Annotated in this window: 9 protein-coding genes; 7 read left to right on the forward strand and 2 right to left on the reverse strand. The window is 45.7% G+C overall.

The features are described 5' to 3' along the window. Positions 1–17 precede the first annotated feature (17 nt). The 4 genes from LPB68_RS22335 (at position 18) to LPB68_RS23435 (ending at position 10,586) form a co-directional block, all read left to right on the forward strand. On the forward strand, positions 18–2,486 hold the full coding sequence (locus LPB68_RS22335) for a PfkB family carbohydrate kinase (protein WP_082865799.1): 2,469 nt from the start codon (positions 18–20) through the stop codon (positions 2,484–2,486). Continuing rightward, entirely contained in the window at positions 2,483–3,169 is a 687-nt protein-coding gene (locus tag LPB68_RS23430; protein ID WP_237087892.1) for a LamG domain-containing protein, read from the forward strand. The genes LPB68_RS22335 and LPB68_RS23430 overlap by 4 nt, the downstream gene beginning before the upstream one ends. 2 nt (positions 3,170–3,171) lie before the next feature. Beyond that, entirely contained in the window at positions 3,172–4,761 is a 1,590-nt protein-coding gene (locus LPB68_RS13095) for a glycoside hydrolase family 32 protein (RefSeq protein ID WP_232510304.1), read from the forward strand. 188 nt (positions 4,762–4,949) lie between these two features. After that, positions 4,950–10,586 (forward strand): S-layer homology domain-containing protein, encoded by a 5,637-nt coding sequence (locus LPB68_RS23435; RefSeq protein WP_082865798.1) that lies wholly within the window; start codon positions 4,950–4,952, stop codon positions 10,584–10,586. A gap of 97 nt (positions 10,587–10,683) precedes the next feature. On the opposite strand, the gene LPB68_RS13105 is transcribed toward LPB68_RS23435, so the two are convergent. Then, positions 10,684–11,046, reverse strand: a complete 363-nt coding sequence (locus tag LPB68_RS13105) for a winged helix-turn-helix transcriptional regulator (RefSeq protein WP_068660495.1) — start codon at positions 11,044–11,046, stop codon at positions 10,684–10,686. A 178-nt stretch (positions 11,047–11,224) separates the two neighbouring features. Here LPB68_RS13105 and nfsA point away from each other — a divergent pair, with 178 nt between their 5' ends. The 3 genes from nfsA to LPB68_RS13120 all read left to right on the forward strand — a co-directional run bounded on the left by nfsA (position 11,225) and on the right by LPB68_RS13120 (position 13,881). Then, positions 11,225–11,965, forward strand: a complete 741-nt coding sequence (nfsA, locus tag LPB68_RS13110) for an oxygen-insensitive NADPH nitroreductase (RefSeq protein ID WP_068660493.1) — start codon at positions 11,225–11,227, stop codon at positions 11,963–11,965. A gap of 89 nt (positions 11,966–12,054) precedes the next feature. Further along, positions 12,055–12,480: a MarR family winged helix-turn-helix transcriptional regulator gene (locus LPB68_RS13115; RefSeq protein ID WP_068660491.1), complete on the forward strand. Its 426-nt coding sequence runs from the start codon at positions 12,055–12,057 to the stop codon at positions 12,478–12,480. 297 nt (positions 12,481–12,777) lie between these two features. Next, a complete protein-coding gene (locus tag LPB68_RS13120; RefSeq protein WP_068660489.1) occupies positions 12,778–13,881 on the forward strand; it encodes a Gfo/Idh/MocA family protein in 1,104 nt (367 codons plus the stop codon). Positions 13,882–14,097: 216 nt separating this feature from the next. On the opposite strand, the gene LPB68_RS13125 is transcribed toward LPB68_RS13120, so the two are convergent. After that, positions 14,098–17,673: a glycosyl hydrolase 115 family protein gene (locus tag LPB68_RS13125; protein WP_068660487.1), complete on the reverse strand. Its 3,576-nt coding sequence runs from the start codon at positions 17,671–17,673 to the stop codon at positions 14,098–14,100. Positions 17,674–17,715 lie beyond the last annotated feature (42 nt).

A 17,715-nucleotide genomic window follows, 5' to 3' on the forward strand; every position in this document is an offset into this window, starting at 1 on the left:
ATAGGTGGAGAGAAACTGTGCTTGATGTTATTGCTATCGGGGAAGTATTGATAGACTTTACTCCAGCGGGTCGCACAGCTGGGGGAAACGAGCAATTTGAATGCAATCCCGGAGGAGCTCCGGCTAATGTAGCAGCTGCGTTAGCTCGATTAGGAGCCAGCTCAGCATTGATTAGCAAGATTGGGGAGGACCAATTCGGTACATTACTGCATAACACACTACTTAGCAGTGGTGTTGATGTGTCTGACGTTTCTTTTACCAATGAAGCGAGTACAACGTTGGCATTTGTTCATCTAGATGACAAAGGAGACAGGTCCTTCAGTTTCTTTCGAAAGCCGGGAGCGGATACCCTCTTACACTCAAAGGATGTCCCACTCGATCGGATTGAAACTTGCCAGGCTCTACATTTTGGCTCGTTGTCCATGACCCATGAACCGGCTCGTACGGCAACAAAGACGGCAGTTCTTAAGGCAAAGGAAGCAGGAGTGTTGCTCTCATTCGATCCCAATATACGGTTTGCGTTATGGGAGAGCAAGGAGGCAGCAAAGCAGAATATTCTCTGGGGTATGAAGTATGTAGATATTTTGAAAATATCAGAAGAAGAGCTTTTCTTTATTACAGGTACCAGTGATGTGGAGCAGGGATCACTAGAGTTGCAACAACAATTCAGTATCGTGTTGATCGTCGTTACTTTAGCAGAAAAAGGCTGCTACTACCGTCTGGCTGGTCAGGATGGATATGTTCCGGGGTTTCAAGTGAAGACCATCGACACGACCGGAGCCGGGGATGCTTTTCTGGGATGCTTGTTGTATAAGATCCTGGAAACGGGAAGTTCTTTGAATGATCTGACCAGCCAGCAAATCGTTAGCATGCTGACTTTTGCTAATGCCGGCGGGGCGTTAGTAACAACACGAAAGGGGGCTCTTGGATCTATGCCCACAACATATGAGATTAACCAAATGATAGAGTCCAATAAACAGAACAATGATGAGCGTTTCAGACCGGGGTTTCATTTTTCACCTCCATCCCATTGGTTGAATGATCCGAACGGATTAGTATTTTACGAGGGAAGCTATCATCTATTCTATCAGTACCATCCTTACAGCAATAAATGGGGACCGATGCACTGGGGTCATGCAGTAAGTAAGGATCTGGTTCATTGGAAGCATATGCCGATCGCTCTGTTCCCTGATGAACATGGAGCCATATTCTCCGGTTGTTGTGTGGTGGACTGGAACAATAGCAGCGGATTGTTCGAAGGTTCCCATGGATTGATCGCGCTCTTTACCCATGCGGATACATGTCCAGAGTCTGGACAGCCACGCCAGCGGCAGAGTTTGGCTTACAGTCGTGATGCAGGACACACCTGGCACAAATATGAGGGGAATCCTGTCCTCGCTGAGGATGAGCTGCTTGACTTCCGGGACCCGAAGGTATTCTGGCATCCACAAAGCGAGAATTGGATTATGGTTATTGTTGCGGGTGACCATACCCGGTTTTACCGGTCCAAAAATCTGCGTGAATGGTCGTTAACTGGTGAATTCGGTAAAGGAGAGGGTTCGCATGACGGAGTTTGGGAATGCCCTGATCTGTTTGAATTGCCGATTGATGAGACCGGGCGTTCTAAATGGGTACTGATCATAAGCATCGGGGATAATCCCAACTGTCCGGAAGGATCACGTACGCAATATTTTATTGGAGAGTTCGACGGAAATACTTTCATTAATGACAATCCGGCCGACCATATCATGTGGCTGGATTATGGTAGAGACAACTATGCGGGAGTGAGCTGGTCGGATATACCTGAGCAAGACGGACGCCGTGTGATCATCGGGTGGATGAGTAACTGGAAGTATGCCAATGAGACACCTACGGGTTCGTGGAGAGGTGCCATGACTCTACCTCGTGCCTTGTCACTGACTAACAGAAATGGTGGAGTGATTTTGACTCAAATGCCTGTCCGAGAAATAGAACAGCTGCGTAAAGAATCAATGAGCTGGAATGACGTTGCTGTTACGCCAGAGACCCCCTTTATGCAGAAGATGAACGAAGACCTGCTGGAGATTGAAGCAGATATCGATGTTCGGTCCGGTGAAGAGGTTCATATTGGATTGAAATCCTCTGGGCAGAGCGAGATTGTTATTGGATATGACCCTGAACACCAATGGCTATTCATTGACCGTTCCAAATCGGGTGTGACGGATTTTCACCCATCGTTTGCTACCAAGCACGGTGCTGGAATGGTTGCGGTGAATGGAAAGATCAAGCTGCATATCTGGCTGGACCGCAATGCGGTTGAAGTGTATGCGGATAATGGCCTAGTTGTACTGACGGATCAAATTTTCCCTGACGCTCCGATTGAGGAAGTTGGGATAAGCACGCAATCAGGGCAGGTTGTACTGGATTCGCTTCAGATCTATACTCTTAAATCTATTCATATTCCAGCCTGTACAACAGAGCAGACTGCAGGGAGGAATGATGCATGAGCCATACAACGGATGACCGAGGATTAATGATGCATTGGGATTTTGATGAAGGAACCGGAGCAAACGCTCTGGAGAGTGTATCCCAAGTCCGGGATGATATTCAGTACGTATTTAATCAAGCGGAGTTTACCGAACGGTCTGGTCCGCAATGGAGACAGGGAGTAACGGGAAGCGGTCTTCTGTTTGACGGTTACTCAACTGCTATTGCCCATCAGGTCAATAAGGGAGACACGAACAACGCTCCGGAATTTCGATCAGCACTAACTATAGGAGTGTGGGTAGCACCACGCTTTTATGATTGGGGCTATGAAGGTAAGTTGGCTGCCATTGTAAACCGCCACAATATGGAGCGCAAGCAGGGTTATCTGCTTGGCATGTTCCGACACGGCAGCTGGTCCTTCCAAGTTGGGCTCGAAGAAGGGGGCTGGAAGGGAATTTGGTCACCGAATGGCTACGAGCTTCCAAAGAATGAATGGTCTTACGTAAACTGTGTATTCGATGGGAATCAAGGCGAACTCAAGCTGTACTTGAACGGCTGTGAAATTGCTTCGTCTGCCGTGCCTTGCGGTTCACGGCTTGCCGAGGCAGTGGGCACGGATCTGCTCATTGGCAAGAATAATCACAGCAGCCTGTGGGGGAAGTATTCAACCTCCAGATGTATAGCGGTATCATCGATGAACTGAAGATGTATAACCGGGCCTTAAGTGCAGAGGAAGTTGCCGCTTCATATCAGCATGTGCTGGAATCCGCACATGGAGGCGTTAAGCCTCAAGTGCAATATGATGAGATCAAGCTGGATCGGACACCTCTGTTGCTGGATCGGCATAGACCGCAGTATCATGTCAGCCCCCCCGCTCATTGGATGAACGAACCTCATGCGCCGATCTATTTTGACGGGCAATATCATTTGTTCTATCAGCATAACCCGTTAGGGCCGTTCTTTTATCAGATCCATTGGGGACATTGGGTAAGTAAGGATCTAGTGCATTGGCGTGATCTTCCCGTGGCCTTGGCACCTGAAAAGGACCAGCTTGCACCTGACGGGATCTGGTCGGGAAGCGCAACTTATGATGCAGACGGTCTGCCTGTCTTGTTCTTTACGGCGGGTAATGACAGTGTTTCGCCGAATCAGAGCGTGGCACTTGCCCGGAGCACTTATTCCGAGAATGGAGACCCGGATTTGGTTCAATGGGTCAAACATCCGGAACCGCTCATCGTACAGGAGAAGGGAATGGGCGCATTCGGGGATTTCCGCGATCCGTTCGTATGGAAGGACGATGACGGCTGGTATGCTCTAGTTGGATCGGGGATTGAAGGCGAAGGTGGAGCAGCATTAGCATTTGAGTCACAGGATATGCTGAATTGGACGTACAAAGGACCATTTTATCAAGCGGATATTCAGAAATTCCCCTATCTTGGACCTATCTGGGAGCTTCCTGTACTTCTTCCGCTTGGCATCGACAACCAGGGTGAGAACAAGCATCTACTGCTAGTCAGTCCCGTGGGAAAAGGGGCTGATGTCGAAGTATTCTATTGGATAGGACGACTTGATAAACACAATCTTTCGTTCATACCAGATCAAGAGGAGCCGGAACTGATTGACGTCGGTGATTTCCATTTTACCGGCCCAAGCGGAATGGTGGATCCAAAGACTGGCAGAAAGATCATATTTACAATTGCCCAAGGAGACCGGACGTCCGAGCTCGAATATCAATCGGGTTGGGCTCATAACGGCGGCTTGCCGCTAAGCGTATATTTAAGGGGTGACGGACGGCTGGGAATCGAGCCGATTCAGGAACTTCAATCCCTGCGCGGTGCTAAGCAGCTATCGTTCCATGACAAGTCATTGACTGAGGCTAATGTATTGCTAAGGGATGTTCAAGGTGACATGCTTGAAATTCAAGTGGAACTGGAACCGGGTGGTGCCACACAACTCGGAATCAAGGTCCGGTGTACACCGGATGGAGAAGAGGAAACTCTGTTGTATTATGATTTGAATGAAGCTAAACTCTTGGTGGATCGGACAAAAACGACACAACATCCGGGAGAAAAGTGCAGTGGAGTTCAGGGTGGTAAGCTGGATCTGCTAGGGGAGAATCTGAAGCTTCACATCTATTTGGATCGCTCAATGGTCGAAGCCTATGCCAATGGTTTGAAAAGTTTGACGACCCGAGTCTATCCGAGCCGTAAGGACGCCTTGGGGCTAGAGCTCTGGGGAGATGGAGAGCTCGTTGTTAAAACTATGGAAGTATGGAATATGCAGTCCATTTGGTAGAGAAGCGCTTAGGCGCTTCTTATCATATGGATAATGAAACAAACACCTCAAGCAAGTAAACCCTCAATTGAAAGCGCTTTATTATACCTTCCCTCTTACAAAATAAATATGCATCTTGGTAGGTGAGCAATTTCCAAATGAAGTAGCAATGTTTGCATGAATAAGAAATGATGAAGGAGGCTCGTTTCATGATGGAAGCCAAAAAAAGTAAATCATGGATCTCCAGTATGGTTGTATTGGTTATGGCTCTTCAGCTTGTGGCTCCAGGAATCTCGGTATCAGCCGAAGCCAGAGTTGAAGTTGGGGAAGCTTCTATTCCAAAGGCGGACATGGAATTGTCAGTTACGGATGCGGTCTATCAGATTCAGAATCCAGGCTTCGAAACAGGGGATATGTCAGGATGGACGGTTGTCAGAGGCGAAGCGTTCGGTCAGGACAGCGTATCGGATGAATCCACATGGTGGGCGGAACAAATACCGTACAACCAGGAAGACAGTTATCATTTAAACGGCTGGAAGCATGATGAAGCTGCTACAGGTGTTCTTCGATCCACCACCTTCGAGCTGGGCGGTAGCGGCTGGATCAGCTTCAAGCTTGGCGGTGCAAAAAATCCTAACAAGATATATGTAAATGTCGTGGAAGCCAATACGGGGCAAAGTATTGCGAGGTACGGCAACAGCGCATTCGCCGACGTTGGCTTCCCGAATCCCGATCAGGGCTTGCGGCTTGCTAATATGGAGCAGTATAAGGCGGATCTTTCTGAATATATGGGTAAGAAGCTGTATGTGGAGATCGTCGATAATGCAACCTCGGATTGGGGGGTAATATTTGCGGACGCCTTCCTCATGTACCATCCATCCGAACCGGTTAAAGGAATTTTCGCCACGGATATCAAGCCGGATTTCAAACGCTATCAAATCGAAAATCCCAGCTTTGAAACCGGAGATTTAACAGGATGGACGGTAGTGGAAGGCGAAGCGTTTGGTACGAATAGTGTATCGGACGAAACAACCTGGTGGGCAGAACAAATCCCGTACAACCAGGAAGGCATTTATCATTTAAACGGCTGGAAGTATGCTGAAGCCGCGACCGGCGTACTTCGTTCCAGCACCTTCGAGCTTGGAGGAACTGGTTGGATCACCTTCAGACTGGGCGGAGGCAAGCATACGGATCAAGTGTACGTGAGCGTCATTGATGCGGATACGGGAGACTTGATTGCCAGGTACGGAAATACCGAATTTAACGAGTCCGCGTTCCCGGATCCGGCACAGGGATTGAGACTCGCGAACATGGAACAGTATAAAGCCGATCTTTCCAAGTATATCGGAAAGAAACTATATCTAGAGATCGTCGATAATGGGACCGTGGATTGGGGGGTAATATTTGCGGACGCCTTCAACACCTTTAATGAACTTGTACCAGAAGAAGGGGTTATGGCGGATAATATTTTGCCGACCGAAATGCAGAATCCTGGTTTTGAAACCGGAAACTTCGATGCTTGGATCGTTGATGGTAATGCTTTTCAAGTAACCGATGAAGCTCAATCCGGTAAAGAAGGTAACTTTTATGCCAAGTCTTCCTTAGAGGGACAGGGCTCGATTACCTCGGGTATCTTCACGCTTCAAGGAACCGGGACGATTAACTTCACTGTTGTAGGTATCGACAATCCGGAGGACGCCTACGTCGCGCTATATGATGCCAGCACTAACGCGTTGATGAAGAAGACCGATGACATCAGTGCAAATGAGGAAATTTCCTTGAGAATGCAGGAACACTACAATAAGAAGCTTTATATCAAGGTTATCGATCAATCCAATCAAGCCAGTATTTCCGTTGATGCTTTTCAATCTGATGCTGTGGGTAACATATTCTACATGAATTTTGATGAAGGCACAGGCAAGAAGGCATTTGAGGAAGTAAGCAATCTTGAGCACGATGTGAATTATGTATTTAATAGCGCTAGATATATGGCTTCTAAAGACCCAAGATGGACTCCGCGCGGAGTAAAAGGTGGCGCCTTGCTGTTCGATGGTTACTCGAATGATATCGAGATCAATGCAAAGAATACTATTCCAGTACGTGACGCGTTAACGCTTGAAGCTTGGGTCGCGCCGCGCAGCTACGAATGGGGAGACGGAAACAAGCTATCAACAATCGTGAGCCAGTCCAATCAGGATAAAGCGGAAGGCTTCGAGCTTGGCATGTACCGGCACGGCACATGGTCGATGCAGGTCGGAATTGGCGGCAAGTGGATTCAAGTGTGGGTTAAAGATCATCCACTAGAAAAATACAAATGGAATTATGTGGCTGCTACCTTCGACAAGAAGCATGGCATGATTAAATTGTACTTGAACGGTGAGGAAATAGCTTCCCAAGCTACCCCTGTCGATATTCCGATTACACCATCTACCGAAGGTTTGATAATCGGTAAAAATAATAAACCCGTAGAGTTGGCAGGTTTGTTCTCATACAATATGTTCAGCGGACTTATAGATGAAGTAAAACTGCAAAACATAGCCCTTACAAGTCAGGAGATCCTTGCTGAATATGAGAATGTGAAAACTCTTCATGACGGCTCGATTCCAGAAATTCCAAATGGTGATATTGATGAAGACCCAAGTGTGCTTGATGGAGATCAGCACCGTCCCCAGTATCACGCAATGCCACCGCAAAACTGGATGAATGAGGCGCATGCACCGATTTATTATAACGGCAACTACCATTTGTTTTATCAGCATAACCCGCAAGGTCCATACTGGCATCAAATCCATTGGGGACATTGGGTTAGTGACGATATGGTTCACTGGGAAAATGTACGGCCTGCTCTTGCCCCCGAAGCGGGTGACCTTGATCCGGACGGAGCATGGTCAGGCAGTGCAGCGTATGATCGCGATGGCAATCCGGTACTTTTCTATACTGCTGGCAATGACTCCTTGTCACCGAACCAAAGAACCGGGCTGGCAACTCCAGCCGATTTGTCGGATCCCAATTTAGAGCAATGGGTGAAATATTCCAAACCGGTAACGGAGCAGAATGGCAATGGCATCCATAACGAGTTTCGTGATCCATTCGTATGGTACGACGAAGAGGTGGATAAGTGGTATCAGTTAGTGACGTCCGGCCTTCAAGACTTCAGCAGCGGCACAGCTTTGGTGTATGTATCCGACGATATGTACAACTGGGAGTATAAGGGGCCTTTATTTGTTAGTGACAGAAGCCTCTATCCGGAGCTCGGTACGGTATGGGAACTGCCGGTATTACTACCGTTAGGCAAGGATAGTACGGGCAAGCAAAAGTATATTTTTATGGTTAATCCTCATGAAAAGCCGGAGCATGTTGCTCCAGCTAACGATGTGCAAAGAGATGTTGAGGTTTTTTACTGGATTGGAACATGGGACCGCGATAACTTCAAATTTATACCTGATCAGGAGGCACCCTCCAAAATGGATGTAGGCGATGGTTATTTAACCGCAGAGAGCGGTATGGTCACACCTGATGGAAGAACGGTCGTCTACTCCATGGTGCAGAATGTAAGAACACCACAGGCTGAATATCAAGCCGGATGGGCTCATAATCTGGCATTGCCAGTTTCCCTAAGTCTGGATGATCATGATGAATTGCGCATTGAGCCGATTCAAGAATTGCAGAGTCTACGAAGTACTAAACTGGTTGATTTTGCAGACAAAAATCTACAGACTGCCAATCAATTGATCCAAAATGTCAAAGGCGACATGTTGGAGATTGTGATGGAAATTGATCCAGGTGAAGCCCAGAAATTCGGTCTCAAGGTGCGACGCTCCGATAACGGCCAAGAAGCAACACTGATTTACTACGATAAGACAGACGAGACCTTCAACGTGGATCGGACCAAGAGCAGTATTGATCCGGATGTGCGTGTGGATGGTATTCAAGGCGGGTACGTCGATCTTGACGGAGAGAATCTGAAGCTTCATATTTTCCTCGACCGTTCGGTAGTTGAAGCTTTTGCCAATGATAAGAAAAAGCTGACAACTCGCGTCTACGTAGGCCGATACGATTCTTTAGGCTTGAAGATCTGGGCTGACAAAGATATTACGGTCAAGTCGATGGAAGTATGGAATATGAATGCCTTGACGGGTGAACCGGCTACTCCGGTCTATGTTCCAGATAACTGGGACAACTCGGTGTATACCGATATTACGGATCTGCCTAATCATGATTTTGCTACAGGTGATTTAACAGGCTGGATAGCGGAAGGAGATGCCTTCAAGGATGTCCATGTGACCAATGCCCAGCTTTTCTGGGATACGATATATTTCAATCCGTCGCAAAAAATTCCAGGTGGCTATCATTTGTGGGGCTTCAACGAAGCAGCCGGTGGTGACAGCTCAACGGGAACGCTAAAATCACAGAATTTTGTCCTTGGCGGGAACGGTAAGATCAACTTCCTTGTCAGTGGCGGACGTGATATGGATAAGCTGTATGTTGCGCTGGTTCGGGCATCGGACGGCAAGGAGTTATTTAAAGAGATAGCAACCAATTATGAGGAATATCAACGGAAGAATTGGAATGCGTCGCAGTATATCGGTGAAGAGCTTTACATTAAGGTGGTTGACCAATCCACAGGCGGTTTTGGACATATTAACGTCGATGATTTCAACGTACCGGTTAAGGTGCAGAATCCGACCAATCCAAGCTATCCGCCTGCTCCAACCAACCCTGTCAATACGGACAGCCTCGTGAGCAATGGGGTTACCCCAAGCAAACCGAACAGTCAGAACAGCCTGTCATTCGAAATGGCAAAAGGAGAACGGCAGGTGCTGTTTCCGGTTAAAACGGCAGCAAATGATGGCAAGAACGCTTTAAAAATTAAACATAGCGGAGCAGAGATCGAAGTTCCTGCTGAGGTATTAAAGGATTTGGAAGGGCTGGTTACAAGAGACGAACTTGAACGCGCCCAAATCTCCTTTGAAATAGACACATTATCAGCAGATCAGATTAAAGAACTAATGGAACGTGTCGAAAGCAAGAATAAAGCAGACATATCCGCTTTAGGAGAGGTCTATACCTTCAAATTATCTATTCTGAAAGCTGATGGAACGGTACTTCAGCTTGAGAACTTCTCCAAACCAGTCACCATTAGGATGAGTGTAAATGAGAATTCTCGCCATGCTCTGGCTGGGATCTATTACATCGCCGATGACGGCAGCCTGAAGTATGCGGGCGGAACGTATGCAAGCGATATGATCACTGCGGAAGTGAGCCATTTCAGTATGTATTCCATCCTTAACTATGACAAATCGTTTAATGATGTTAATGCATCGTATTGGGCTCATGACGTGATTAAGAAGATGGCTGCGAAACAAATTGTTCTCGGTGTAAGCGACACGGCATTTGCACCAAAGCAAAACGTGACCAGAGCTGAGTTTGTCTCGATTATTAGCCGGGCACTGGGAATAAAGGCCGCGAACACAACTACATTCAAGGATGTTGATCCAACGAAATGGTACGCTTCTTCCATTGCCGCTGCATTCGAAGCGGGAATCATAAACGGTAGAAGCATGGATAAATTCGCACCAGAGGAAACCATAAGCCGTGAAGAAATGGCGGTCGTGATTCTTAATATTTATCAATTCCAGACAGGGCAGAAGGCTCTAGCAGAAGGAAAGAACAATTTTAAAGATGCCGACGCGGTCAGCTCCTGGGCTACAGATGAGGTCTCTGCTGCACAGGAGCTTGGCCTAACTAACGGCCGCGGCAATGAATTATTCATGCCTCAAGGAAAAGTGAATCGTGCAGAAAGTGCACAAATCGTCTCGAAATTGCTCGACAAGATCAATAAATAACTGGCAAAGGGAAAGCCGGGGAAGCATGGCGGTGTTATCGTACGCCGTCACTCCGGCTTTCTCTCTTTTATACCAATGTAAGCATGGGCACTGAAGCTCAAAGAGATTCAGGCTTCTCCCCGTATTCTTTACCGAATTCCTCCATCTTTTTAAGGACGGGCAGCAGTTTGATTCCCTTCTCTGTCAGTGAATATTCTACTCGTGGCGGAACTTCCGGATACACATCACGTTTAATAACTCCATCGTTCTCCAATTCTTTAAGCTGCTTTGTCAGCGAGCCTTGTGATAAGCCTCCCAGGAAATTTTTTATATCGGTATAACGGCGTTTTTCCCCTTCCAAGTACCAGATAATGAAATATTTCCAGCGTCCTGAAAGTACATTTTGGGTAAAGGCTATTGCGTACATATCTCTTTTTTCATCAATAAACTCTTTTTGAAATCCGTCATTACATACTCTCATTGAGATCGCTCCTAGTCTAAAAGTACAAAAACATGTACTATGTTCATTTAAATTGCCCTCTTTGCAAATGAAACGGATGAACTTATGATGGTGTCAAAGCTTCTAACCGAAACAACAACGATATATAGTTAGCAAGCTAATTATTATTGTAACATACCCGGAAGAGGAGACCAATTAAATGAATAATACGCTTGAATTGCTTCACAATCATACCTCCGTTCGTTCTTATACCAATCAACCCCTGACAGAGGAACAACGGGATGCAATCTTTAAGGCGGCGAATCAAACTTCATCTTTCAGCCTTCTACAGGCCGTGTCTATCATTAGAATCACCGATCCGGATCTGCGTAAAAAGGTGATGCAGCTCTGTGTCAATCAGCCTTATATTGAAGAAGCAGCTGAGTTTTGGATTTTCTGCTCTGATTTCAACCGGAATCATCAAATTGCCCCGGATGTTGATATTGAATATATTGAATTTCTTCTGATCGGTTCACTTGATGCCGGGCTGATGGCACAAAATGCGTTAACCGCAGCAGAATCCATGGGACTTGGCGGCGTATTTATAGGTGGGGTTAAAGCTAATATTAACGAGTTATCTGAACTATTGAATTTACCTAAGTATGTGATTCCATTGGTGGGACTATGTATCGGTATTCCGTCTGGAGATAAGCCTGCACTGAAGCCGCGGTTGCCTCAATCCATGGTATTACTTGAAAACCAATATCAGCCACTCGATAAAGAGCAGTTAGCCGTCTATGATGAAGCCATGCTGAAGTATTATGAGAGCCGTCCTGTTAAAGCTCCGTTCACCGTGAAAAAAGTAAAAGGATGGAGTGAGCATATCCAGGATCATCTCCAAAGAAGTATTCTGCCTGAAATGCTGGAGTATTTAAACAAGCAAGGATATGCCAACAAATAAATAGGTCCCTTAAGATATGTGGACACCTTAATTTCACCATGTTATAGTTAGTCCGCTAAATATAATTCGACTGTTAAGGAGATCTATTCATGACAAATGCAGTGGATTGCGATATTCGTCAGTCGTTAGATCGAATTTCTTCCCAAATGCGCCGGGATTATAGTGAATCTCTAAGGGAACTTAACCTGTATGTTGGCCAGGAGAATTTGCTTTACCGGTTGTGGTTAGGCGATGGGATTACACAAATGCAAATATGCGAACATCTGAATTGTGAACCGCCTACGGTAACAAACATGGTTAAGTCACTGGAGCAAAACGGATTTATATACCGTAAACGTGATGAACAAGATGCAAGGGCTATGCGAATTTTTCTAACAGATAAGGGCAAAGAGTTAGAGGAGCCGGTTGATATTAAATGGAGACAGCAGCAAGAAAAATTACTGCATACCATTTTACCGGAAGAGCGCGTACTGTTAAGGCAACTTTTAAAGCAGATGGAGAGTAACTTATTATAAGTTTTCTCTTGTGTATATGTTTAGCATGCTAAACATTAAATATTTCTAATATCGCTTAACAAAGCTAAATATAGAGGCAATGGTTACCTTAGAATAAATATATGGAGAAAAGAAAAGAGATGCAACTAGCACTTCAATATTAACTATCATCCGGTAGTTGCAGGTACCCCCGTACAAGTTGCTGACTTCTTGGAAGAATGGCTTTTGGCCGGTGCTTGTGACGGCTTCTCGATTGTTCCGGTTATATATTTATCATGCTAACATTTCACAAAAATCTCAAATAAGGAGCTGTTTTATATGAGTAAAAAAATTCGTACAGGCATTATAGGTGGGTCAATTAATAACGGATGGGCTAGAGGCACACACATGCCAGCCATTGAGCAACTAAATGAGTTTGAACTTACGGCTGTAGGGACGAGCAATATGGAGAGCGCGAAGAAAAGCGCCGAGGCCTTCAAGGCAACTCACGGCTTTGATAACATGGAGGATTTGGCTCAACATCCCGATGTTGACATGGTAGTCGTCAGTATTAACGTTAAAGAACATTATGATGCAGTAAAAGCGATTGCTCCTGCGGGAAAACCGATTTATTGCGAATGGCCTCTAGGATCAAACACCACTGAAGCACTGGAAATGCAGGAATGGGTGACATCCCGACAATTGCCAAATGCAATAGGATTGCAGGCCAGACAGGCCCCAGCCATCAATTATGTGAAGGATTTATTGGCAGAAGGCTATGTTGGAAAAGTTTTGTCAGCCCATTTAAAGATCTCGATTGATGGAATGGGGGGAGTGGCTGACAAGGCTACTGCATACTTATTCGACAGGAAGATAGGAGGAAACTTGCTCACTATTGTAGGCGGACATAATCTGGATGCATTTACCTACATGCTTGGAGAGTTCAAAGAGCTTTCAGCCGTCACAGTGCAACAATTCCCTGAAGTCGAACTGGTGGATATACAAAAAGTCATTGAAAAAACTACGGATGACCAAATACTGATTTCAGGAAAATTGACCAATGGCGCAGCAGCTAGCGTTCACATCCAAGGGGGAGTAAAGCACCAAACTGGTCTTACGCTTGAAATTTTTGGAGACAAGGGGACGATCGTTCTGAGTGCGCCTGCTTCTATTCAATTTGGATCACATCAATTATGGGGTGCAGGGTCTACTGACAAAGAGCTTCATGAATTAACGATTCCCGATTCGTATTACCGGGTACCGAATTCCCTTAAAAATGATTCAGGTTTTGTACTAAATATAGCTCAGGCTTACAGTAAATTTGCCCAAGATATCCAAGAAGGAACATCCTTAACCCCAAGCTTCGCAGATGCGGTAAAACTTCATCAGTTACTTGATACAGTGGAAAAGGCAGCACAAACGGGTGAGCGTCAGTATCTATAAAAGCTCTTAGGATTTATGTGAAGAAATTACCAAAAAGGGCGATTTTTTGTTTTTCGGTTGAAAAGTTGAAAAAGTACGCTTGAATGAGCACAGAGGGCGGAACGATTTCGGAAGCATACGCTGTCTGCGGAGAATGGTATCATAAGTGACAGTAAAAACGAACAGCAGGCCTAGGATAGTCACTCATAGGTCTGCTGTTGCTTTGTTTTTATAACATTAAAGTGTCCAATCTGATTCATATCCTCTTGTCTGACCATCCATCGTGATGGCAACCTTCAATTTATATACATTACTGTGATCTATTGCAGAAAGGCATAGTTGATGCATCTCTTCTCCGCTCACGGCAATCGTATTGATAAGGCTCGTCTGATCTATTAAAGAGCCATCCTCTGCATACAAAGATACAGTTATGGCATATTGGTGGCTAAAGTAAGAATCCTTATTGATGATTCCGATCTGTGCAATAAGAGGCTTGTGCGGAAGCAAGCTTCCTCTTCGTAACGATGGTCGTACACTTAGAACATCAGGCGAGATTAATCGAAGGACAAGCTCTTTCGGAGCAACACATCCTTCACCCGACAGCACCTCAAGTACATGTTCGCCAGCTTCTAATACAATGCGCTCCGTTGAAAGAGTCCTACTATTATTTCCATCTAAGCCATAACCGATCGGAACAGAAACGTCATGTCCATCGCATTTTAACAAAATGCTAACGGCGCTATTGCTATTCACTTGGTCAGCGGTATCCGCATCATCATCGTATTTGCTATTCCCATTACCATCACTATCGCCATCCCCAGCCAGCAACACTTCATATATTCCTGATTCCTCAACGAATATATCAATACACTCTGCTTCCTCTGCTGGAAGGGAGATTATACCCGGTATAGACACTGGATCGAAGGATGGTTCACTTTCTTGCACCTTCGAATCAGCCTGCTTCCCGCCATAGTAGCTCTCAGGAGGTCCGAGATAACTAGACTCAAGAACACCATGATGGATAACGATCTTCTGTAGTACTACAATCGGGTCAACCATCCATACGGTTAGGGTATGGTATCCTGTTTCGGCGATGTGATGTGTACTAAGCGCTGTGCGGATATTAAGAATGACACTCTTTTCCCAATCCTTCTCATGGAATGACCCATCTGGCATCCGTTGTATAGCATCACATATTTGCACGGGTCCATTGTCGAAGGAGACGCCTATTCGTAACCCCATTCCTGGAACGAAATCATTCGATGGTGCCAACAATAATTCCACTGTTAGCTCGCCTGGCTGAACGACATACACCTGATATTCTACACGTGGGGAAGTAGCTGGTTCTGGTGAATTCGTACAAGATGTCGTCACAGGGAAGACTGCCATCGAGGAGAGGGTACGACCGTAACCAGCGATCCGCTCCCAATCTGCACCATTCGCAGATAGCTTACGACTGTAATGTTCTGCTTCTATTGATATATATCCATTACTTTCGATATGCCCACTGAGCGATTCTCGTGACGGGGTTACAGGATTGGAAATAGACACCTCTATGTTGACTTTGACTTGATATGCACCAATAACTGTAATAGTAGCGGCAATAGCTTCACCCTTTGGAGCGGTCTCCCAATCAATGTCTACCCAAATGCGCCGCTGGTTGTACACTTGTCCTTCCTCTGAGGACACTTTAATCCAAGGCATATTGACTTTAACACTGTATTTAAAGGGTGATGAGCACTTGTTGAAGATGTCAAAATACCTTTTCTCCTGCGTAAACACATCAAATTCAGGCAATTTGCAAAGGTCATCATGGTCATTCGCTGGCCATACATGCACAGATCCTTCCACAGCTATTCCCATCTCTGATCCTTCACGCTCTTCTACACGGCCAACCTCTGGCATGATGTGATGTGGAGGGTGATTCCAATACGTATATCCGATATGCGTCTGGTCCATCATATGATCCCATTTGCCCAGCGATAATCGTTTGTTATAGTCGAAAGTGAGCTCTCGATCTGCTTCGAATAGAAGCTCGACTGCACGTGCTTCTACATTTGCTATAATCCGTCCTTGCTTGGCATAGAGTTTACTTCTCTCAGCACGCATCTGGAGCTCAAGTACCTGAGCTGAAGCCTTCACAGGGAATAATACCAGTTGGAAGAAGGCATCTTGTAAATGCCCAGGAAGCTGCTCGAATAATGCCTCTGCCTTGGTCGTAATATCCCGGAATTCCGAAACAACAATCTCGGCCTCTTTATAGTGAATAGAACTGTAAAGCTCGACTGCATTCAATAACTCCGGTTTTAAGCGCCCGTTATATTTGGTATACCGTTCTATTAAGTCGGTGATTTCATCGGCATATTCCACCCCGAACTGAGCTATTACCCATTGGAGGGTATACGGATGGAAGTTATCCTTCGTGAAATGTTCTATATTCCAAGCCATACGCAGGAAATATTCCAGTGGGAATTCCATAGGCTTCAGGTCACCAACATTAAGAATCCATATGCGATCCGCCCCATATTCATAGGCTTTGTGCATTTGCTCCCATATTTTCTGAATCGGAACAGTGTTGAGCCATTTGTAAGAACGAGGGCCACCCACATAGTCTAAGTGATAATATATACCTGCCCCACCCGAGCGAGTACGTTCTTCCTCTGTGGGTACTCTTCGTAGATTGCCATGATTATCGTCTGACCACAGTAAAGTGATATCATCTGGAACTCTCATCCCATGCTCATAATAATCTTGCACTTCTTTATATAGGGCCCATAGTTGAGGGACCTGCGTTATATCTTTATCCATCTGATTAGCAATGATTTCGCGCTGATCTTCCACAACATGTTGCAGTAATTGAATCTTCTCTTCAAAAGACAAATGCCCGCCCATCGCTTCGTCGCCATCTCCGCGCATACCAAGTGTGACGATGGTCTCAAAGTCGCGACTACGTGCTATGCCTTCCTCCCAGAATCGATACAACACTTCATCATTGATAGAATAATCCCAAGGACCTTGACGATGTTTCTTCCAATCACCATGTGGTCGCAGCATCGGTTCATGATGAGATGTACCGATGACAATTCCATAATAATCAGCTATTTCAGGGTTCAGAGGATCATCCTCATGGAAGGTGTTGTCCCACATCGCGGGCCATAGATAATTTGCTTTAAGACGTAGGAGTAGCTCAAATATGCTCGCATAAAAATCATGATTCAACTCTTGATAGTTGGAACGACCCCATGCCATAAGCGACGGACCTTCATCGTTCAAGAAGATACCGCGATACTTCACCGATGGTGTTCCTTGTTTATAGATACCAGGAATGACATATAGGTTGTTCTGTTGGTTCGGTGGAACATCTGCCCACCAATGCCATGGAGATACGCCAATATTCTCGGAAATATCATAGATACCAAAGATCGTGCCTCTCTTATCGCTTCCAGCGATGACGAGTGCAGATTCTATGCCCGGTTGTGGGTTCATGACCGTCTGAATCACAAAAGACTCCCATTGGTTAGCCACGCCGCAAGTGTCAACTTTCCCATCTGCTATGAGTTGGTCAATGACAGGTGAATGGCCGATGGTTCCGATGATAATTACATGAGCTGTTTCTTCAGAATCAGACAGTTGATTGATGAGTCTCGTCGATTGCTGTGTAATCCGTGTAATATCCTTACATAGATCATGTGCTGCTCGTGTTATACCAGGCTCTTCCGTCGAAGCTACGTAGAGATGAGCAGCCTTCCCTTGGTGAACCATTTGGAAATCATTCTTCTCCATAGATGAACGAATATATTTAGGATGAAACATGAGGCTTCCCCCTCGAGAAAGTAATATAAATTAGGAATTCGG

Source organism: Paenibacillus crassostreae, assembly GCF_001857945.1.
GTDB lineage: Bacteria > Bacillota > Bacilli > Paenibacillales > Paenibacillaceae > Paenibacillus_AQ > Paenibacillus_AQ crassostreae.

Bases quoted from the DNA above. Each gene is read 5' to 3' on its own strand.
- LPB68_RS23430 (WP_237087892.1), top strand. From the start codon at position 2,483: ATGAGCCATACAACGGATGACCGAGGATTAATGATGCATTGGGATTTT.
- LPB68_RS13095 (WP_232510304.1), top strand. From the start codon at position 3,172: ATGTATAACCGGGCCTTAAGTGCAGAGGAAGTTGCCGCTTCATATCAG.
- LPB68_RS23435 (WP_082865798.1), top strand. From the start codon at position 4,950: ATGATGGAAGCCAAAAAAAGTAAATCATGGATCTCCAGTATGGTTGTA.
- LPB68_RS13105 (WP_068660495.1), bottom strand. From the start codon at position 11,046: ATGAGAGTATGTAATGACGGATTTCAAAAAGAGTTTATTGATGAAAAA.
- nfsA (WP_068660493.1), top strand. From the start codon at position 11,225: ATGAATAATACGCTTGAATTGCTTCACAATCATACCTCCGTTCGTTCT.
- LPB68_RS13115 (WP_068660491.1), top strand. From the start codon at position 12,055: ATGACAAATGCAGTGGATTGCGATATTCGTCAGTCGTTAGATCGAATT.
- LPB68_RS13120 (WP_068660489.1), top strand. From the start codon at position 12,778: ATGAGTAAAAAAATTCGTACAGGCATTATAGGTGGGTCAATTAATAAC.
- LPB68_RS13125 (WP_068660487.1), bottom strand. From the start codon at position 17,673: ATGTTTCATCCTAAATATATTCGTTCATCTATGGAGAAGAATGATTTC.